12 protein-coding genes are annotated in these 20,487 nt (G+C 75.0%); 11 read left to right on the forward strand and 1 reads right to left on the reverse strand.

Annotated features, from left to right (window positions below; translation table 11 throughout):
- Nucleotides 1–122 precede the first annotated feature (122 nt).
- The 7 genes from ACIPAE_RS05545 (at nucleotide 123) to ACIPAE_RS05575 (ending at nucleotide 11,006) form a co-directional block, all read left to right on the forward strand.
- Nucleotides 123–1,535, forward strand: a complete 1,413-nt coding sequence (locus ACIPAE_RS05545; RefSeq protein WP_402443064.1) for a hypothetical protein — start codon at nucleotides 123–125, stop codon at nucleotides 1,533–1,535.
- Nucleotides 1,536–1,636: 101 nt separating this feature from the next.
- Complete coding sequence (locus ACIPAE_RS05550; protein ID WP_402443315.1) at nucleotides 1,637–2,596, forward strand: glutamate ABC transporter substrate-binding protein; 960 nt, start codon at nucleotides 1,637–1,639, stop codon at nucleotides 2,594–2,596.
- 210 nt (nucleotides 2,597–2,806) lie between these two features.
- Nucleotides 2,807–4,099 (forward strand): hypothetical protein, encoded by a 1,293-nt coding sequence (locus tag ACIPAE_RS05555; RefSeq protein ID WP_402443066.1) that lies wholly within the window; start codon nucleotides 2,807–2,809, stop codon nucleotides 4,097–4,099.
- Nucleotides 4,100–4,315: 216 nt separating this feature from the next.
- Nucleotides 4,316–6,994, forward strand: coding sequence for a tetratricopeptide repeat protein (locus tag ACIPAE_RS05560; protein ID WP_402443317.1), 2,679 nt, complete (start codon nucleotides 4,316–4,318; stop codon nucleotides 6,992–6,994).
- A gap of 4 nt (nucleotides 6,995–6,998) precedes the next feature.
- Nucleotides 6,999–8,414 carry a PP2C family protein-serine/threonine phosphatase gene (locus ACIPAE_RS05565; RefSeq protein ID WP_402443068.1) on the forward strand — a complete coding sequence of 472 codons (1,416 nt, stop codon included), beginning with the start codon at nucleotides 6,999–7,001 and terminating at the stop codon, nucleotides 8,412–8,414.
- A 66-nt stretch (nucleotides 8,415–8,480) separates the two neighbouring features.
- The gene (locus ACIPAE_RS05570) at nucleotides 8,481–9,806 is read left to right on the forward strand and encodes a VWA domain-containing protein (RefSeq protein ID WP_329369308.1); all 1,326 of its coding nucleotides are present in this window, start codon (nucleotides 8,481–8,483) and stop codon (nucleotides 9,804–9,806) included.
- A gap of 69 nt (nucleotides 9,807–9,875) precedes the next feature.
- Nucleotides 9,876–11,006 carry an FHA domain-containing protein gene (locus ACIPAE_RS05575; RefSeq protein ID WP_366410540.1) on the forward strand — a complete coding sequence of 377 codons (1,131 nt, stop codon included), beginning with the start codon at nucleotides 9,876–9,878 and terminating at the stop codon, nucleotides 11,004–11,006.
- A 40-nt stretch (nucleotides 11,007–11,046) separates the two neighbouring features.
- Here the strand turns inward: ACIPAE_RS05575 and ACIPAE_RS05580 are convergent, their stop codons facing one another.
- Nucleotides 11,047–12,093, reverse strand: a complete 1,047-nt coding sequence (locus ACIPAE_RS05580) for a methyltransferase domain-containing protein (RefSeq protein ID WP_402443070.1) — start codon at nucleotides 12,091–12,093, stop codon at nucleotides 11,047–11,049.
- 83 nt (nucleotides 12,094–12,176) lie between these two features.
- On the opposite strand from ACIPAE_RS05580, the gene ACIPAE_RS05585 reads away from it, so the two are divergent.
- From ACIPAE_RS05585 to ACIPAE_RS05600, 4 genes are all read left to right on the forward strand, one after another.
- Nucleotides 12,177–12,581, forward strand: a complete 405-nt coding sequence (locus tag ACIPAE_RS05585; RefSeq protein WP_328464284.1) for a globin — start codon at nucleotides 12,177–12,179, stop codon at nucleotides 12,579–12,581.
- Between the two features lie 172 nt (nucleotides 12,582–12,753).
- Entirely contained in the window at nucleotides 12,754–16,185 is a 3,432-nt protein-coding gene (locus ACIPAE_RS05590; protein WP_402443072.1) for an FtsX-like permease family protein, read from the forward strand.
- Nucleotide 16,186: 1 nt separating this feature from the next.
- The gene (locus ACIPAE_RS05595) at nucleotides 16,187–19,216 is read left to right on the forward strand and encodes an FtsX-like permease family protein (protein WP_402443074.1); all 3,030 of its coding nucleotides are present in this window, start codon (nucleotides 16,187–16,189) and stop codon (nucleotides 19,214–19,216) included.
- 263 nt (nucleotides 19,217–19,479) lie between these two features.
- Nucleotides 19,480–20,409 carry an ABC transporter ATP-binding protein gene (locus ACIPAE_RS05600; RefSeq protein WP_366410549.1) on the forward strand — a complete coding sequence of 310 codons (930 nt, stop codon included), beginning with the start codon at nucleotides 19,480–19,482 and terminating at the stop codon, nucleotides 20,407–20,409.
- The last annotated feature ends 78 nt before the right edge of the window (nucleotides 20,410–20,487 follow it).

Genomic DNA, 20,487 nt, shown 5'->3' on the forward strand with positions numbered 1-20,487 from the left:
GGCAGCCATACTGCTGCTGCAAGCTGACCGCATCGTGGGGAGGGCGCGTGACGCAGACGCCGACAGGTGGCGTGCCTGTGCAGAGCCAAGGCCGAAGCCAGGTCCAGGGGTACGCAGGGGGATTGACCGGTGGGCCGCACCCCGGGGTGCAGCCGGAGCACGCCGCCGCACCGGGAGCGGCCCCGCGCCGCGCCTGGGCGGAGTCCACGGCCCGGCTCCGCGCGGCGACCACCACCGAGCCCGGCCGGCTCCGCCTGATCGGCGCGGTCCTCGCCGTCCTCGTCATCGCGTTCGGCGCCGTCACCGCGTGGCAGGTCGCCGAACGGCAGTCCGCCGCGGGCCACGTGATCGACCACAGCGCCCCGTTGAGCGCGAACGCCGCCGAGATCTACCGCTCCCTCGCGGACGCGGACGCCACCGTCGCGGGCGGCTTCCTGGTCGGCGGCGAGGAGCCGAAGGAGGTGTCCGACCGCTACCAGAGGGACATCACCACGGCCGCCAAGCTGATCGCCGACGCCGCCGCGAACAGCGCGGGCTCGCAGGAGGCCCGCACCCAGATCGCCACGCTGAACAGCCACCTCCCGCAGTACACCGAGCTGGTGGCGACCGCGCAGGCAGACAACCGGCAGGGCCTGCCGCTGGGCGGCGCCTACCTGCGGTACGCCGACACGCAGATGCGCAAGCAGGGCGGCCTGCTGGACGCGGCCGACAAGCTGTACCAGGCCGAGAACGCCCGGCTGGGCTCCGACTACTCCGACGCGAAGGCGCTGCCGTACGCGTCGTGGGCGCTGGGCGTGATCGCGCTGGCCGCGCTGGTGTGGGCGCAGCGCCGCCACTACCGCCGTACCAACCGGGTGTTCAACCGGGGCATGCTGACCGCGACCGCGGCGTCCGCGGTGGTGCTGCTGTGGCTGGTCGCGGCGCACACCCTGGCCCGTACCGAGCTCGCCGACTCGTACACGCACGGCGCGAAGTCGATGCAGGTGCTCAACAACGCCCGGATCGCGGTGCTCCAGGCCCGCGGCGACGAGAACCTCACGCTGGTGGCGCGCGGTTCCGGCGGCGAGTACGAGTCGAAGTTCGAGAAGGAGATGGCCACGCTGGCCGGCAAGTCCACCGCCGCGAGCGCGAAGGGCGGCGGCGAGCTGGCCCAGGCGCTGGCGCTCGCCGACAAGGAGGCGGGCCGCGCCCCGGTGCGCTCCGCGATCGAGAACGCGAGCGCGTGGCGGCAGCGGCACACCCGCGAGCGCGCGGCCGACGACGGCGGCGACTACACCACCGCGGTCGCCGAGGTGATCGGCGTGAAGAACAGCGGCGGCGAGTTCACGGTGGCGAACACCACGCAGGAGAGTTTCAGCGCGGTCGACACCAGCCTGGGCAAGGCCGTCGCGCAGGAGCAGAAGGAGTTCCACCAGTCCGCGACCGACGGCCGCGGCGCGCTGTCGCTGCTGCCGTACGGCGCGGGCCTGCTGGCCGCGCTCGCCGCGGGCGCCGCGCTGATCGGCATCGGGCGGCGCCTGTCGGAGTACCGGTGAGCGGCGTGCGAACGTACCGAGGGTGGGGCCGGTCCGGCCGGGTGGAGACGAGGGAGGTCGCGGTGAGCCGTACGGCACGTGGATGGGGCGGGGTCGCGGCGATGGCGGCGGCCTGCGCGCTGACCGTCACGGCGGCGCTGAGCCCGCTGGGCGTCGGGCCGTTCGGCGGCGCCTCGGGGGCAGGGCGTACGTCGTCGCCCGCGAGCGGCGGGCCGGTCGCGCACGCGCGGGACGCCGCCGCCACCGACTCCGGCACCTGCACCACGCCCGAGGCGAGCCTGTCGCCGTCGTCCGGCTCCACCGACGGTGCCGCCGTGGAACGGATCAAGAAGCGCGGGCGGCTGATCGTCGGCGTGGACCAGAACAGCTACCTGTGGGGCTTCCGCGACCCGGAGACCGGCGCCATCGCGGGCTTCGACATCGAGATCGTGAAGGCCATCGCCCAGAACATCCTGGGCAGTTCGGCGAAGGTGCAGTACCTGACCGTGCCGACGAACAAGCGGGTGACCGACATACAGCAGCACAAGGTGGACATGGTGGTGCGCACCATGTCCATCACCTGCTCCCGGTTGAAGGACGTGGCCTTCTCCATCGCCTACTTCGAAGCCGGTCAGCAACTGCTGGTCCCGAAGGACTCGCCGATCACCGGGTACAACGACAGCCTCAAGGGCAAGACGGTGTGCACCGCGTCGAGTTCGACCGGGGAGGCCAAGCTGAAGCAGGGTGCACACGGCGCGAGGATCAAGCTGGTCGACAACCAGCTGGACTGCCTGGTGCTGCTGCAACTCGGCATGGTCGACGCGGTGTTCACCGACAACGCGCTCGCCGCGGGACAGGCCGCGCAGGACCCGACCGTGCACCTGGTGGGAACTCCCGTCACCGAGGAGCCGTACGGTGTGGCCATGAACCTGGACGACCAGGACCTGGTGCGCCGGGTCAACCAGGTGCTGGTGGCCTACGAGGCGGGCGGCGCGAGCAGCGAGTGGATGCACCAGTACCAGACCTGGCTCGCCAAGGACCTGCCGGACGTCACGGGACCGCCGCAACCGAAGTACAAATAAGGGAAGGGGTGTTCCGACGCGTACGGCGGGCTCGGCCGGCACGGCGCACGCGCGGGACACCCGGGACACGCGGAACACGCGGAACACGCGGAACACGCGGGCCACGCTGAGCAGAACGGGCAGGGCAGGCAGGGCAGGCACGAAGGGCACGGCGACGATCACGGCAGTCGGAGCGGGCAGGGCAGGCACGGCAGACGGGAAGAGGGTGTGATGGCGGTCGTGGGAGCATCCGGACCGGTGATGGGCCGGGAGGACGTCGATCTCGCGCTGGAACGGCTCGGCGCCGAGCACGAAGCCGTCGAGACCTCCCTGCTCGCCCTCCAGGACCACTCCGGGCGCAGGCTGCTCGAAGGCGCCGAGTTGACCGGTGTCACCAAGGAGCGGTGGCAGCGCACCGACACGGCGGTCACCGCGCTGTGGGCGCACTTCGAGGCGTACACCGAGGCGTTGACCGCCGCCCGCGAGCTGCGGGCCCGCCGCCGCTGGCCGACCCAGACCGAACTCGCCCGGCTCACCGAGCTGTTGCGCGGCGACGGGATCACCGTGCTGGGCGGCACCGTGCCGGACCACGAGCGCTCGCTGACCGGACCGGCCCGCGTCAGCGAGCAGATGAGCCTGGACGAACTGGTCCGGCGGATGAACAGCTGGTACGACCAGGCCATGGAGACGGTGGCCGCCGCCGACGCGGTGTGGTCCGCGCTGCCGGCCAGGATCGACCTGCTGGCCGCCGAGACGCAGCGGGTCCGCTCGCTGGCGCACTCGGTCGGCGTCCGCCCGGGCGGCCACCCCGCCGGTGACGAACTGGAAGCGCTGGTCGAGGAGTTGACGCAGCTCCGGGCCCGTACGGTCTCCGACCCGCTGGCCTTCTGGAACTCGCACCCGGCCCCCGGCCGCCCCGACACCTCGCGCTACGACGACGCCGGCCGGCGCCTTGAGGAGATCCGCCGCGAGGTCGAGGCGGTCCTGCACGTGCGCGACGACGCCGAACACCGTCTCGGGCGGCTGCGCGACGTGATGTCGCGGGCCGACCGCACCCTCACCGAGGCCCGCGGCGCCCGGGTCGAGGTGCTGTCGAAGATCCTCGCCTCCGACGTGCCCGCGGTCAGCGGCCCGGCCGCCGCGCTGCACGAACAGCTCGGCGCGGCCGAGGAGTTCGCCAGGACCGCGCAATGGCACCGGCTCTCCCCGCTGCTGGACAGCCTGGAGGGGCACGCCGACGACGAACTGCTGCGGGCCCGGGAGTCGTTGACCGCGGTGACCGCCCCGCTGGCGGTCCGCGCCGAGCTGCGCGGCCGGCTCGACGCGTACCGGGCGAAGGTGGCCCGGCTCGGCATGGCCGAGGACCCGGTGCTGATCGAACGGTACGACCAGGCGCGGCGGCTGCTGTGGAGCGCGCCGTGCGACCTCGGCGCGGCCGAACGGGCCGTACGCCGCTACCAGCAGGCGGTCACGGAGCTGGGCAGCACCCCGCGCACCCCCACCGACCGCCGGGGGCCGGCATGAGCGGGCACCCGCGCACGACCGCGGCGACCGTCACCCGTAGAGGCACGGATACGGACACGGGTTCGGGTCCGGGTTCGGGTGCGGCTTCGGCCGCGGCCACGGACCCGCGCGCGAGGATCGGCAGCAGTACGAAGATGGCGTCAGGGACAGGGAAAGGCTGAGGGGGAGACCGTGAGCGAGTGCCAGCGACCCGGCTGCGACGGGACCTTGGAGGACATGGGCGGCGGGGACCTGTACTGCGGCACCTGCGGTCTGGCGCCCGTGGTGGTGGCCGCACCCGCGGGACCGGTGCCGGGCGCGGGCGCCGCGGGCGGGTTCGGCGCGGGCTCCGGCGGTGCGGGCGGCGCGGCCGTCCCCGGCGCGCGCTCCGGCGCGGACTCCGGGCAGTCCTCGGCCGGCAGCTCCTCCGCGCACTCCTCCCGCTCGTCCCGCTCCTCCACCTCCCAGGCGTCCCGCCGTTCGGTGTCGGGCCGGCTCTCCCAGTCGCTGGCCGGCCGCTCCACCGGCCGCTCGGTGTCGGTGCGCACCACCCGCGGCACCGGCAGCGGCCCCACCCGCGGCAAGCTGGGCGCCGGCCTGGTCAGCGTGCCGACGGTGCCGAAGCCCGACCCGGCCGCCGCGGTGCTGGAGAACCCCGAGGTACCCGAGCGCAAGCGCTACTGCAGCAAGGGCGACTGCGGCGCGCCGGTCGGCCGCAGCCGCGAGGGGCGGCCCGGCCGCACCGAGGGCTACTGCACCAAGTGCGGGCACCCGTACTCCTTCACGCCCAAGCTGCGCCCGGGCGACCTGGTGCACGGGCAGTACCACGTGATGGGCTGCCTGGCGCACGGCGGACTCGGCTGGATCTACCTCGCGGTGGACCGGGCGGTCTCCGACCGCTGGGTGGTGCTCAAGGGCCTGCTCGACACCGGCGACGAGGACGCGCTGGCCGCCGCGCTGTCCGAGCGGCGCTTCCTCGCCGAGATCGAGCACCCCAACATTGTGCGGATCTACAACTTCGTCGAGCACCTCGACCAGCGCACCGGCACCCTCGACGGCTACATCGTGATGGCTTACGTCGGCGGCAAGTCGCTCAAGGAGATCGCCAACGAGCGCCGCGCCCCCGACGGCAAGCGCGAGCCGCTGCCGGTCGCGCAGGCCATCGCGTTCGCCATCGAGGCGCTGGACGCGCTCGGCCACCTGCACAGCCGCAACCTGCTGTACTGCGACTTCAAGGTGGACAACGCGATCCAGACCGAGGACCGGCTCGAACTGATCGACATGGGCGCGGTGCGCCGGATGGACGACACCGAGTCGGCGATATACGGCACGGTCGGCTACCAGGCACCGGAGGTCGCGGAGGTCGGCCCGTCGGTCGCCTCCGACCTCTACACCGTCGCCCGCACCCTGGCGGTGCTGACCTTCGACTTCCAGGGCTACACCAACGTCTTCGTGGACAGCCTGCCCGACCCGGACAAGATCGAGGTCTTCCGGCGCTACGAGTCCTTCTACCGGCTGCTGGTGCGTGCCACCGACCCGGACCCGCACAAGCGGTTCGCCTCGGCCGAGGAGATGTCCGACCAGCTGCTCGGCGTGCTGCGGGAGGTCGTCGCCCTGGAGTCGGGCTCGCCGCGGCCGGCCCTGTCCACCCTGTTCGGTCCCGAACTGCGGGTGGTGGACACCCAGTTGGTGCGGCCGGTGACCGGCGACACCTCGCGGCTCGGCGCGGTGCGCCCGCCCGACGGGAAGCGGCGGTCCAGAAGGGACAAGGGCGCCCCGGCGCTGCCGGCCGCTCCCGCGGGTGCGCCGGTGCTGCCGGGCGCGCCCCCCGCGGCGCTTCCCGGGCAGGTCGCGCAGGCCGCGCCGGCCGGGGTGTTCGGGCCCGCGACGGGTGGCGCCACCCCGCCGCCCGGGCTGCCCGTCGCACCGCAGGCGCCCACCGGGGCTCAGGCGGGCGGCGGTTGGGGTCCGGGCCGGCCGATCGTCTCCCGGCTCGACGCGGCCGCGGCCGTACTCGCGCTGCCCGTACCGCATGTGGACTCCACCGACCCCAACGCGGGCTTCCTGGCCGGCATCGCGGCCGCCGCCCCCGGCGAGATGGTGACCGCGCTGCGGTCGGCGCCGATCGACTCCGTGGAGAAGCGGCTGCGCGAGCTGCGGGCCCTGCTGGAGCTGGACGACACCGCGGGCGCCCAGGCGGTGCTGAGCGGCCTCGACGGCTCCGGCGACGACAGCGCCGACTGGCGGGTGGTCTGGCACCGCGGGCTGGTCGGCCTGTGCACCGCCGACCACGCGACGGCGGCGCTCAGCTTCGACGCGGTCTACGACGCGTTCCCCGGCGAGCCCTCGCCGAAGCTCGCCCTGGGCATCTGCGCGGAGGTGCTCGGGCAGCTCGACAACGCCGCCGAGTACTACCGCCTGGTGTGGACCACCGACCACAGCTACGTCAGCGCGGCCTTCGGGCTGGCCCGGGTGCTGCTGAAGTCCGGTGACCGGGTCGGCGCGGTGCGCGCGCTGGAGTCGGTGCCCGAGTCCTCCATCCACTACACCGCCGCCCGGGTCGCCGCGATACGCGCCCGGCTGCGCGACCGGGCCCCGCAGGAGCCGCTGCTGCCCGACCTGCACGCGGCGGCCCGCCAGGTGGAGGACCTCCAGCGGCAGGGCCTGGACCACGACCGTCGCGAGCAGCTCGCCACGGAGGTGTACGGCAGCGCGCTGGACTGGGTGCTGGCCGGCCGGACCGGCGCGGGCACCGCGCCGACCGGGCCGGTGCTCGGCGCCGAACTGGACGAGCGCGGACTGCGGTTCGGCCTTGAGCGGTCCTACCGGGTGCTCGCCCGGCTGGCCCGCCAGGGCGGTACGAGGATCGAACTGGTGGAGCGGGCCAACCGCTTCCGCCCCAGGACCTGGGTGTAAACCGATGCCACCACTGCCCGAGTCGGCGCCCTCGGCGCCCACGGCCCGCCCGACGATCTGCCCGGGCTGCTCCGAACCCCAGGCCCCCGACGACCGGTTCTGCGGGGGCTGCGGCCGCGACCTGAGCGTGCCACCGCCCGAGCCCGAGCCGGATACGTCGGAGCCGAAAGCGTCGGCGCAGGGTGCTCCTGCGCGGGGTGTTCCGGCGCCGGGTGCTCCCGCGCCGCACGCGCCGGGTCCCGACGCCGCCGCGCCCGCCGTGAACGGCGCCGCCGCCGACGCCACCGGCGCCTTCCTGCTCGCTCCCCCGCGCAGCGGGTCCTCCGAGGACACCCTCCCGCTCGGCTTCACCGCCCGGCTCTCCGACGAGAGCGAGAGCGGCGACGACGCCGGCGAAGGCGAAGCGACGGCGGGCGGCGGCCAGGCCGCGACCGGGACCGGAACCGGAACCGCGACCGGGAGCAAGGACGGGACCGGCTCGACCGGCCGTTCGGCCACGACCGGCACGGTGTGCGTGGCCTGCGGCCTCGGCGGGGTGGACGACGACGGCTACTGCGAGCACTGCGGGCACGCGCAGCCCCGCCAACGCGACCACCAGGAGAAGGAGTTGGAGGGCGTGGCCGCGGTGAGCGACCGCGGCCTGCGGCACCACCGCAACGAGGACGCGTTCATGCTCGGCACCGCCGCCCTGCCCGACGGCAGCGCCGCCGTCGTGGCCGTGGTGTGCGACGGCGTGTCCACCGCCTACCGTCCCGACGACGCCTCCGCCGCGGCCTCCGCCGCCGGCAGCGAGTCGCTGCTCGCCGCCCTGGAACGCGGCACCTCCCCCGACGACGCGATGCGCGACGCGCTGATGGCCGCGTTCGACGCGGTGGGCGCGCTGGCCGAGGAGGAGTCGCCGGAGCCGATCACCGCGCACCACAACGCCCCGGCGTGCACCTGCGTCAGCGCGGTCATCACCGGCCCGGTCTTCACCGTCGGCTGGATCGGCGACAGCCGCGCGTACTGGGTCCCGGACGACCGCCGCACGCCCGCCGCACGCCTCACCGAGGACGACTCGTGGGCGGCGCGGATGGTCTCGGCCGGGCTGATGTCGGAGGCCGAGGCGTACGCCGACGAGCGGGCGCACGCGATCACCGGCTGGCTGGGCGCGGACGCGGTGGAGGTCGATCCGCACGTGGCGGCCTTCCAGCCGGAGGGCCCGGGCGTGATCGTGGTGTGCACCGACGGACTGTGGAACTACGCAGAATCGGCCGCGGAGATGGCCGAGGCGCTGCCGGCCGACGCCCGTGTCCGGCCGCTGGCGAGCGCGCGTTCGCTGCTCGGCCTGGCCCTCGACGGCGGCGGCCACGACAACGTAACGGTCGCGGTGCTGCCGTTCCCGGCAAGCGTCGCACGGGCAGGATTCCCCTCCGCCTAGCTCTCGCCGGCGCGACGCGCACGGCGGGGGGCGGACGAGCAATGGCGTGAAGGAGCACAGGAAGCGATGCCAAGTCTTTCGAAGTCGAACGTGCCGCAGTTCTCGGTGGACGTGTACCAGAACGAGTACCTGCCCGAGGGCGGCCGCGAGGTCAACGCGATCGTCACGGTGACCTCGACCGGCGGCGGCACCTCGGGCGGCCGCCCGCTGCCGGGCGACGCGGCGGCGGCCGGCGTGGTCATCATGGTCGACTGCTCCGGCTCGATGGAGTACCCGCCGACGAAGATGCGCAACGCGCGGGACGCGACCGCGGTCGCCATCGACACGTTGCGCGACGGGGTGTCGTTCGCGGTGGTGGCCGGCACCCACCAGGCCCGCGAGGTCTACCCGGCCAACGGCGGCCTGGCGGTGGCCGATCCGAACACCCGCGCGCAGGCCAAGCAGGCGCTGCGCAAGCTCACCGCGGGCGGCGGCACCGCGATCGGCACCTGGCTGCGGCTCGCCGACCGGCTGCTGGCCGGCTCCGACGTGGCGATACGGCACGGCATCCTGCTCACCGACGGCCGCAACGAGCACGAGAAGCCGGAGGACCTGCAAAGCGCCCTGGACGCCTGCTCCGGCCGCTTCACCTGCGACGCGCGCGGGGTGGGCACGGACTGGGAGGTCAAGGAGGTCACCGGGATCGCCTCGGCGCTGCTCGGCACGGTGGACATCGTCGCCGACCCGGCCGGTCTGGCCGGCGACTTCCAGGCGATGATGGAGAACGCGATGGGCAAGGAGGTCGCGGACGTCGGCCTGCGGCTGTGGACTCCGCAGAACGCCGAGATCGCCTTCGTCAAGCAGGTCGCGCCGACCGTGGAGGACCTCACCGAGCGGCGTGCGGAGACCGGGCCGCGGATGGGCGACTACCCGACCGGGTCATGGGGCGACGAGTCACGCGACTACCACGTCTGCGTGAAGGTGCCGCCGGCCGTCGTCGGCCAGGAGATGCTCGCGGCCCGGGTGTCGCTGGTGCTGCCGGAGCCCGACGGCACCACGCAGGTGCTGGCGCAGGGGCTGGTCCGGGCGCTGTGGACCGACGACATGGCGGCCTCGACCCGGATCAGCCCGCAGGTGGCGCACTACACCGGGCAGGCCGAGCTGGCGCAGGCCATCCAGCAGGGCCTGGAGGCCCGCAAGTCCGGGGACCTGGACTCCGCGACCGCCAAGCTGGGCCGCGCGGTGCAGCTCGCCAGCGCCTCGGGCAACGAGGACACTTCCAAGCTGCTGGCGAAGGTGGTCGACGTGGTGGACGCGGTGAACGGTACTGTGCGGTTGAAGCCCAAGGTCGCCGACGCCGACGAGATGACCTTGGAGACGCGGTCGACAAAGACCGTACGCGTGAAAAAGTAACCGTCGGGTACTACGTGCTCGCGCACAACCTTGGGAGCCGCCCGACCGGGCGGAGGGGGAGCCGACGCCATGCCGATCTGTGCCAACGGCCACCAGACCAGCGCCACCGACTGGTGCGAGGTCTGCGGCCTGCTGATGCCGGCACCGGCCGCGGGGTCGCGGCCGGCGTCCTCCGCGTCGTCGTCCTCGGCCTCGCCGGTCTCGCCGCCGCCCTCGTCGCCGTCGCCGCCCGGATTCACGGGCGAGCCGGCAGGGGGTGGCGAGGAGTGCTGTCCGAACTGCGGGACGCCGCGGGAGGGCTCGGCGCTGTTCTGCGAGCAGTGCCGCTACAACTTCCGCACCCACGCGGCGACCGTGGTGCCACCGCAGCCGACCGCGCCGGGCATCCCGCCGTACCAGCGGTACGAATCGCAGCGGTCGCGGCCGTCGCAGATCAACCGGCCGGCGGAGGCGCTGCCGGACGACTCGGTCACCTCCGGTTCGGGGGACTTCCTGCTCGACCCGCCGTCCGGGTCGGTGCGGTCGGTGCCCGGTACCGGCGGGACGACGTCGGGCGGACCGGTCAGCGGGCCTGTCAGCGGGCCGGTGGGAGGACCCGGCAGCGGAACCCTCGGCGGGGCTTCCGGTGGAACCCTCGGCGGACCCGTCAGCGGCCCGGCCAGCGGGCCGGCCAGCGGGCCGGTGATCGTTCCGCAGGGCGGGCCGAACGGGCCCGGCGAGCAGGGTGGTTCAAGTGGTCCGGCCACCACCGCCGTCGGGCAGCAGCCGCCGCTGTCCGTCGCGACCGGCACCGGTACCGCCTGGGTGGCCGTGATCACCGCCGACCGGGCGTACTTCACCGCGATGATGGCGCGCAGCGGCCCGGACGCCGAGCAGTTGTACTTCCCCGCCTACTCCCCCGAGGTGCAACTGCCGCTCACCGGGCACCAGGTCACGATCGGCCGCCGCCGGCACAGCACGGGTGAGGCGCCCGACATCGACCTGTCCCGTTCGCCGGAGGACCCCGGGGTCTCGCACCATCACGCGGTGCTGGTCCAGCAGCCCGACGGCTCCTGGTCGGTGGTCGACCAGGACTCCACCAACGGGACCACGGTGAACCTGGCGGAGGACCCGATCCGGCCGTATCTTCCGGTGCCGCTCGCCGAAGGGGACCGTGTGCACGTCGGGGCGTGGACGACCATCACGCTGCACCGCGCCTGAGCGGTGCGGCGGGCGCTTCCGGGTGCCGGCGCGGCCGGTGTCAGGTGGTGGTGAGGGGCCAGGTCAGGGGGCCCTCGGGGCTGTCGCGCCAGAGCCATTGGCGGGGGCCGTCGACGGTGAGGCCGTAGCGGGTGCGGTCGGGGCGGGTGATGCCGCCGAAGGCACTCTGGCCGAACACCTCGGCGGCGAGGCCGTGTTCGGCGGCGCCGTCGGGGGCGCCCGATCCGCCGCGCAGGGGCACGAAGTAGGCGGGCGTCGAGAGGAACCGGCCCTCCGCCTGGCGCGGGCCGTGCACGGTGAGGGCGACCAGGCCGGTGGCCAGCGGCAGCAGCAGGAGACCGCCGGGCGTGCACTGCTCCAGCCAGGCCGGGGGCACGAAGGGGAGCTCGCAGGTCGCGATGACCCGGTCGTAAGGGGCGCGAGGCGGGTGCCCGAGGGCGCCGTCGCCGGTGACCACGACGACCGAGCGGGCGGCCTCGGTGCCGTACGCGTCCAGGTGGGCGCGGGCCGCGGCGGTGATCTCCGGCTCCAGGTCGATGGTGGTGACCGTGTCCGGGCCGAGCCGGTGGGCCAGCAGCGCCGCGTTGTAGCCGGTGCCCGCGCCGATCTCCAGCACCCGCTCCCCGCCGTGCACGTCCAGCGCCTCGCACATCAGCGCCATGAGCGACGGCTGGCTGCTGGAGGAGACCAGCTCACCGCCGACCACGCGGGTGGCGATCGGCCGGTCCGCGTAGGCACCCGTGAGGCGGCTCATCGCGCGGCGGTGCGACGCGGCCACCGGACCGCGGCCGTGAACCGGCCCCTCGCCGTACGCGAACCCCTCGCCGTACTCCTCGCCGTACTCCTCGTCGTATCCCCCGCCGTACTCCCCGCCGGGCCCCGGCTCCCCGCCGTACCCGGTGTCCTGGTCGTCCAGGACGAAGAGGTGCCGCGGGACCTCCGCGAAGGCCGCCCGCCAGGCGGGGTCGGTGAGGCCGCCGCCGGACTCGATCCGGCGGACCATCCGGGCCCGCAGCGACCCCGCGGCGGTGGCGTACCGCCGCTCGAATCGCCCCTCGCGCCGCCCGTCGGGCCCTGTCGCGCCCATGCTTCCATCGTGCGCCCGGAGCGGCGGGGATACGAACCGGGACACCACGGCGGGCCGCTCGCCGCATCTGCGACGATGGAAGGGTGAATGAGATCCGGCGCGGCGAGTTGCAGCAGCAGACGTTCTACGAACTCGTCGGCGGCGAGGAGACCTTCCGCCGCCTCGTACACCGCTTCTACCAGGGCGTCGCCGACGACCCCGAGCTGCGCGCGATGTACCCCGAGGAGGACCTCGGCCCGGCCGAGGAGCGCCTGACCCTCTTCCTGATGCAGTACTGGGGCGGCCCGCGCACCTACAGCGACGAGCGCGGCCACCCCCGGCTGCGGATGCGGCACGTCCCCTTCGCGGTGGACCGCGCCGCCCACGACGCGTGGCTGCGCCATATGCGCGTGGCCGTCGACGAGTTGGCGCTGCCCGCCGAGCAGGAACGCCAGCTGTGGGACTACCTGGTGTACGCCGCCGCGTCGATGGTGAACACCCCGGGCTGACCCCGCGTGGCCGGTGGGCCACGCACCGCTGCGGACCGCACTTTCCCGCCCGGCGGGCCGGCCCGGCGTCCGCTCGGCGGACCATCACGATCGGATTGCGACATCCGCGGTCCGGGTTCTGCGCCGCTGCGCGGTTTGAGAGCATCCCGTCAGTACATGACGGGGGGAACATGTGACCGGATTCGTGCTGCTGCGTGTCCGCGCACACCGACTGCTTCTCGCCGCCGCCCTGCTCACGGTGTTGCTGACCACGTGCGTGCTCGCGACGTTCACCGCCTTCACCGGCGCGATCGGCGACGCGGCCCTGCGGCGCACCCTCCAGCACCAGGCGGCCGCGCGGTCGACGGTCGAGGTGCAGACCCAGCTGAACGGGACGGACCGCAAGGCGCTCGACGCGGCGGTGCGCAAGCACCTGCGCGGCTCCTTCACCGGGCTGCCCACCAGCGTCCACGGCAGCACCCGCTCCGGCCCCTACGGCCTGCCGAAGCGGCCGCGCTCCTCGGCCCAGTCGGCGAACGGCGAGCCCGACCTGACGCTGCTGGCCACCTTCGACCGCGCCGAAGTCCGGCTGGTGAAGGGGAGTTGGCCGACCGCGGCCGAGCGGGGCGCGGCCCGGGTGCAGGTCGCGCTGCCGCAGGTGGCCGCGCTGATCCTCGGCACCGAGCCCGGCGACGTCCTCACCCTCGCCGACCGGCTCGGCGGCGCCCCGCTGAAGGTCCAGGTCAGCGGGATCTTCCAGCCGCGCGACCCGTCCTCCCCGTACTGGCACCTCGACCCGCTGGACGGCCGGGGCGCGCACACGGTCGCGTTCACCACCTACGGGCCGATGCTCGCCGACCCCGGCAGCTTCGACTCCGGCCGGGTCAAGGCCGCCGCGATGGCCTGGCAGGCCACCGGCGACTTCCGGCAGTCCACCGCACACGACATGGACACGCTGGAGAAGGGCGTCCAGCAGACCCTCGACGCGCTGCACGACGACCGGACCACCGCCGTCACCGAGGGCACCAGCGGCCTGCCCGACCTGCTCGACGCGCTGCGCCGCAGCATGCTGGTGACCCGCTCCACGCTGCTGATCGGCGCGCTGCAACTGGTGATCCTGGCCGGTTTCGCGCTGCTGCTGGTGGCGGGGCTGCTCGCCGAGGAACGGGCCGGGGAGACCGCGCTGCTGCGCGCCCGCGGCGGATCGCGGGCCCGGGTCGCCCGGCTGGCCGGGTGGGAGGCGCTGCTGCTCGCGGTGCCCGCGGCCCTGCTCGCCCCGCTGCTGGCCGGGCCGGTCACGCGGGAGCTGGCCGGCACCGGCGCCATGGCCCGTACCGGCGTCAGTCTCGGCTCCGGCGACACCGGCCTGGCCTGGCTGGTCGCCGTGGCCGCCGCGCTGGCCTGCGCCGGCGCGGTGATCGCGCCCGCGCTGCGCACCGGCGGCTCCTACGCCGCCGAGCGGGCCGAGCGCGCCCGGCGCCGCTCCCTGCCCGGCGCGGTGCAGGCGGGCGCCGACGTGGGGCTGCTGGTGGTCGCCGGGATCGCCTACTGGCAGTTGGAGCGGCGTGCCTCGGGCAGCGGCGCGCTGAGCGCCAACGCGGGCGGCGGGCTCGGGGTGGACCCGATCCTGGTCGCCGCGCCCGCGCTGTGCCTGCTGGCCGGCACCGTGCTGGTGCTGCGGCTGCTGCCGCTGGTCGCGAAGCTCGGCGAGCGGCGGGCCGCACGCGGCCGGACCCTGCCGCTGGCGCTCGCCGGCTGGCAACTCGCCCGGCGGCCGCGGCGCGGCGCGGGAGCGGCGCTGCTGCTGGTGCTCGCGATCGCGATGGGCGTCTTCTCGATCGGGCAGAGCGCGAGCTGGGACCGTTCGCAGCGCGACCAGGCCCGGTACGCGGTCGGCGCCGACCTGCGGGTGACCGGCATGACCACCCCGCCGTTCGGGCAGCCCGGGATCTTCGCGCACCAGCCCGGCCTCGCCGCCGCCGCGCCCGCCGCGGACACCGGCCTCTACCTCGACCAGGACCGTACGGCGACCGTGCTGGCCATCGACTCCGCGCGGGCCGGGAAGACGATGCTGTTCCGCTCCGACCTCACCGGCGGACGGTCGGCCGCCACGGTGCTGGCGCCGCTGGGCAAGGGCGTCCGCGCCGGCGGCGGCTTCCCGCTGCCCGCCGACGCCCGCAAGGTGACGTTCGAGGCCGTGCTGCGGCCCGGACCGGGCGGCGGTCCCGTGACCGCGGACGCCGTCCAGCACGTCAGCGTCACCGTCCTGGACGCCGAGGGCGTGCCGTACACCGCCGCCGTCGGCGACCTGCAACCCGACGGCAGACCGCACCCGCTGGTCCTCGACATCGCCGCGCTGTCCGGTGCGGCCGGCGGCGCGCCCGCCGGTCCGCTGCGGGTCACCGGCCTGGACATCGCTTTCGACATCCCGGTCAAGGAGCGGACCTACACGCTGACGATGTCGGCCACGCGGGTCGCGGACGACACGGGCACCGTCCGCCCGCTGACGGTACCCGTCCAGAAGTGGTCGGCGACGGCGTCCATCGACGGCCCCTCGTTCGAGCAACTGCCGGGCGCCGGCGCGCCGACCGCCGGAGCGCCGGGGGCGGGCGTGCCACGGGTCGGCGGGGGCACGACCATGACGCTCGACTACGACACCGGCGCCGCGCAGGCGCCCCAGGACAGCTACAGCCCGATAGCGACCGCGACCGTACATGCCGGGGCGGACACGCCCGCACCGCCGACCCCGGCGGCTGTCGCCACCGACGCCTTCCTCACGTCGCAGCAGGCGAAGGTCGGCAAGAGCGTCAGCGTCCAACTCGGCGGAATTTCGGTGCCGGTGCGCATCGTGGGCTCGGTCAAGGCGATCCCCGGGCTCGGCGACGGCCAGGGCGCGGACGCCGGGAACGGGTCCGGCGGGTCGGGCGCGGATTCGGGCGCCGGGTCGGGCTCGGGGACGGACGCCGGATCGGATACGGGCGGCAACCAGGACGTCGGCGGCATGGTGGTCGACCTGCGGGCGGTCAACCAGTACCTGCAGTACCACGACGCGCAGGCGATGGAACCCACCGAGTGGTGGCTGGCCGCGCGGCCGGGCCGGACCGCCGAGGTCGCCGCCGCGCTGCGCGCCCGCGCCGACGTCGACACCGTCCTGGTCGCCGACGAGACGGCCGCCGACCTGCGCGCCGACCCGCTGGGCGCGGGCCCGCAGTCGGCGCTGCCGGCCGCCGTGGTGGCCGCGGTGGTGCTGGCCGCGCTCGGCTTCGCGGTCTCCTCGGCGGGCGCGGTCCGCGAGCGCACCGCGGAGTTCGCGATCCTGCGGGCCCTGGGTGCGCCCCGGCGCCAGCTGGCCCGGGTGATCGCGGCCGAGCAGGGGTTGCTGGTGCTGGTCTCGCTGATCGTCGGCGCCGCGCTCGGTGCGCTGCTGACCCGGCTGGTGACGCCGCTGATCGTGCTGACCCCGCAGGCCACGACTCCGACGCCGTCACTGGTCGTACGGCTGCCGGCCGGCCGGCTGCTCGAACTCCTCGCGGAGGTCGTGGTGGTGCCGGTGCTGGTGGTCCTGGCGACGGCGGCACGGCGCGGCGATCCGGCGACGGCACTGCGGCGGCAGGGGGAGGACTGAGATGGCGGCGCGAGAGCGGGACGACAGCGGGGCGTGGGAGCCGGAGGGCGGCGCGGGAGCGGAAGCGGGAGCGGGAGACGGCGGGGGCGTGGACGGGGGCGGGGGCGGGGCGTCGGGCGGTGGCTCAGGCGGCTCAGGCGGCTCAGGCGGCTCAGGCGCGGCGGACGGCGCGGGCCTGCCCGGCGACGACGTGCGACTCGCCTGGGTGCGGGTGCGGCTGCGCGCCGCCCGCCACGCGGCCCTCGCGACCTTCGGGCTCGTCCTGGTCACCGCGTTCCTCGCGGCGGGCCTGCCGCGTTCCGTGGACCGCTACGAGGACCGGGCGCTGCAACACGCGGTGCGGGCCGGCCAGTACCAGGACCGCGGGATCGCCCTGACCGAGAGCTACAACCCGCAGCAGGGGCTCTACGGGACCAACCCGCTCGACGTGACCACCCTCGACGCCGTCCAGAGCGCCGTCCACTCGCTGCTGGCGCGCACCACCCCGCTCGCCCCGCACTCCGCGGTGTACGGGGCGCGCACCGGCCAGGCGTCCGAGGTCCCCGACCCCGGCCTGCCGCGTCCGTCCTCGCACCCCCCGACCGCCGACCTCGTCGCACAGGCCGATCTCGGCGCGCACGCCCGGCTGGTGGCCGGCCGGATGCCGCAACCGCCGCCCGCGGTCTCCGACGGACAGCGGCCGCCGCCCATCGACGCCGCCGTGACGGTGAGGACCGCCCGGAAACTCCATCTGAAGGTCGGCCAGACCGTCCACCCGAGCGGGACGAACTCGAAACCGCTGACCGTGCACATCACCGGCATCGTGGCCCCGCTCGACCCCACGTCGTCGTACTGGAACGAGGACCCCGACCTGCTCGGGCCGGTCCTCGGCTCCCAGCCCGGCGAGCGCGGCGAGGAACCCAAGGCGTACTGGCACTTCACGCTGCTCACCCACCGCGACGCCGCCGACTCGCTGCCGGAGCTCGGCGCGGGCGTCAATGTCTACTGGTACGAACCGCTGGACATCGGCCGGCTGACCGCGCACGGTGTCCCGGCGCTCCAGAACATGCTGTCGTCGCTGAGCGGCGGCCCGCTGGCGGTCAAGCTGCAGGACGCGAGCGGCGCGCAGGTGAGCGTCAGCGACGCGCTCGGCACCGTGCTCACCGGCTTCCTCCGGGAGCGCGACGCCACCACCCCGTTGGTGCTGATCGCCGCGGTCGGCGTGGCCACCACCGCGCTCGCCGTGCTGCTGATGGCCGGTGGGCTCGCCGCCGAGCGGCGGCGGGTCGAGATCGCGCTGCTGCGCGCCCGCGGTGGCTCGCTGCGCGGCGTCACCGGCCGGCTCGCGGCGGAGACCGCGGCCGCGGCCGTGCCCGGCGGGGTGGCCGGCGCGCTGCTCGCGCTCCTGCTGCTGCCGACCGGCCGCTGGCTGCTGCCGGTGCTGCTGGCCGCGCTGGTCACCGCGGTCGTGGTGCTCGCGCTGCCGTTGCGGGCCGCCTTCGCGGTACGCCGGCCGGGGCCGGGCGGGCGGGAGGACGTGGTCTCGGCCCGGCCGTCGCGGCGCCGGCTCGTGGTCGAACTGACCGTGGTGGTGCTGGTGGTGGGCGCGGTCGTGGCGCTTCGCCAGCGGGGCGGCGGGAGTTCGGGCGGCACCGCCACCGGCGGGGGCAGCGGCCCCGGCAACGACCCGTTCCTCGCCGCCGCGCCCGTACTGGTGGCGATCGGCGCCGCGCTCGTCCTGCTGCGGCTGTACCCGGTGCCGCTGCGGCTGCTGGCCCGTCCCGCGGCGCGGCTGACCGGCGCGGTCACCCACCTCGGCCTGGCCCGCGCGGGCCGCTCCCCCGCCACCGGTCAACTGCCGCTGCTGGCGGTGCTGGTGGCGCTGACCGTGACGTCCTTCGGCGGCTCCGTGCTGGCCGGGATCAACCACGGCAGGGACCGGGCGGCCACGGCGACGGTCGGCGCGGACGCCCGGATCGACGCGGTCACCGCCACGCTGTCGCCCCAACTCCCGGGCCGCGTCCGGAAGGTGCCCGGCATCGGCATGACCACCACGGCGCGGGTCGAGCAGCACTCGGCCGATGCGACGTTCAACGGGTCGTACGCGGTGGTGCTGGTGGACCCCGCCGCGTACGACAAGCTGACCGGCTCGGTCGGGCTGCCCTCCTTCCCGGCGCACGCGCTGTCCGGGCACGGGGGCCAGACGGGGCAGACGGAGCAGACGGGGCAGGCAGGCCAGCCGGTGCTGCCCGCCGTGCTGTCGCCCGGGCTGGCCGGGCAGATCGGCCGGAAGACGGTGCCGGTCGCCACCGATCTCGGCTCCGTCTCCATCCGTACCGCTGCCGTCCTGCCGACCACCCCGGCCGCGCCCGGCGGCGACTTCGTGATCGTCTCGGCGGCCGCGCTCAAGGCCATGCACCCGGAGGCCGAGCAGTACCCGCAGCAGACGGCGCCGACGACCCTTCTGGCGATGGCGGCACCCGGCCGGCACATCGACGCGAAGGCGCTGCGCGAGGTGGCCGCGTCCGACGTCTCGTCGGTGTCGGTGCTGCTGCGCAGCGAGGAGCGGGCTTCGCTCGCGGACACCCCGCTCCAGCACGGTGCCCGCCGGCTGTACCTGGCGGCGGTCGCGGCGGGAGCGGGCTACAGCGCGCTGGCGCTGCTGCTGTCGCTGCTCCAGGCGGCACCGGGCCGCACCACCCTGCTGGCCCGGCTGCGCACGATGGGCATGACCCGGAGCCAGGCGCGGCGGCTGGTGCTGCTGGAGATGCTGCCGCAGGTGCTGCTCGGCGCGGTCGGCGGGGTGCTGGTGGGCCTGGCGGTGATCCCGCTGCTCGGCCCGGGCATCGACCTGCGCGCGCTCACCTTCGGTACGGAACCGCGCGACATCACGGCGGTCGACTTCGGGCTGGGGCTGCGCGCGAACCCCTGGGCCCTTGCCCTGCCGTCGGCAGGGCTGCTGATACTGGCCTGTGCGGTGCTGCTGGCGCAGGCGTGGCTGGCCGGGCGGCGGCGGGAAAGCACGGAACTGAGAGCGGGGGACCGGGTATGAGCGGGGAAGCGCGGGGGAACGGGACGCACGGGGATTCCGGGGACGCGGGATCGTCGGCGGCAGCGTCGGCCTCGGCGTCAGGGACGGGTCCGGCTCGCTCCGGAGGCGCGGGCGAAGCGGCGGGCGGTGCGGGCTCCACCGGCCCGGTGGGCGCAGCGGATACGACTGGCTCGGCAGTGACGGGTGGCTCATCCGGCGCGGCGGGCTCATCCGGCGCGGCCGGCGCGGCCGATGGGCGTTCGGCGGTACGCAGCCTCGCCGACCTGGAGCAGCAGGCGGCCGCCCGCCGCGACGGCCCCGCGTACGGGCACGACGCGCTGATCAGCTGCGACCGCCTGGTCCGGATCTTCACCGCGGACGGTGTCGAGGTGCAGGCCCTTCAGGGCCTGGACCTGCTGGTCGGCAAGGGCGAACTGATGGCGCTGGTGGGCGCGTCCGGCAGCGGCAAGTCCACGCTGCTCAACATCCTCGCCGGCCTCGACGTCCCCACCGCGGGCGCGGCCTCCGTCGGCGGCTACGACCTGCTCGCCATGGACGCCGCCGCCCGGCTGAGCTACCGCCGCCACATGGTCGGCTTCGTCTGGCAGCAGACCGCCCGCAACCTGCTGCCGTACCTGACCGCGGCCCAGAACGTCGTGCTGCCCATGCAACTGGCCGGCCGCACCGGCCTGCGCACCAAGCGCCGCCGGTCCGCCCGCGCCGCCGAACTCCTCGACATGCTCGGCGTCGGCTACTGCCGGGACCGGCAGCCGGGCCAGATGTCCGGCGGTGAGCAGCAGCGCGCCGCGATCGCGGTCGCCCTCGCCAACAACCCTTCGGTGATCCTCGCCGACGAGCCGACCGGCGAGCTGGACTCGGCCACCGGCGAGCAGGTCTTCGCGTCCTTCCGCACCGCCAACGAGGAGTTGGGCACCACCGTCGTCGTGGTCACCCACGACCACGCGGTGTCCAACGCCGTCCGGCGCACCGTCGCCATCCGCGACGGCCGCACCGCCTCCGAGGTGGTCCGCCGTACCGAAGTCGACGAGCACGGCCAGGAGTCGGTGGTGGCCCGGGAGTACGCCACCGTCGACCGCGCCGGACGGCTCCAGATCCCGCGCGACTACACCGACGCGCTGGACATCCGCTCCCGGGTGCTGCTGGAACTGGAGCCGGACCACATCGGGGTGTGGCCGGACCGCCCGGAGGAGTAGCCGCGGGAACCGGGACCCGGACCCGGACCCGAACCCGGGCTCGGGCTCGGGCGGGCCGGTACCGGCGACACCGTCAGC

This window comes from Streptomyces sp. NPDC087270 (assembly GCF_044744625.1).
GTDB lineage: Bacteria > Actinomycetota > Actinomycetes > Streptomycetales > Streptomycetaceae > Actinacidiphila.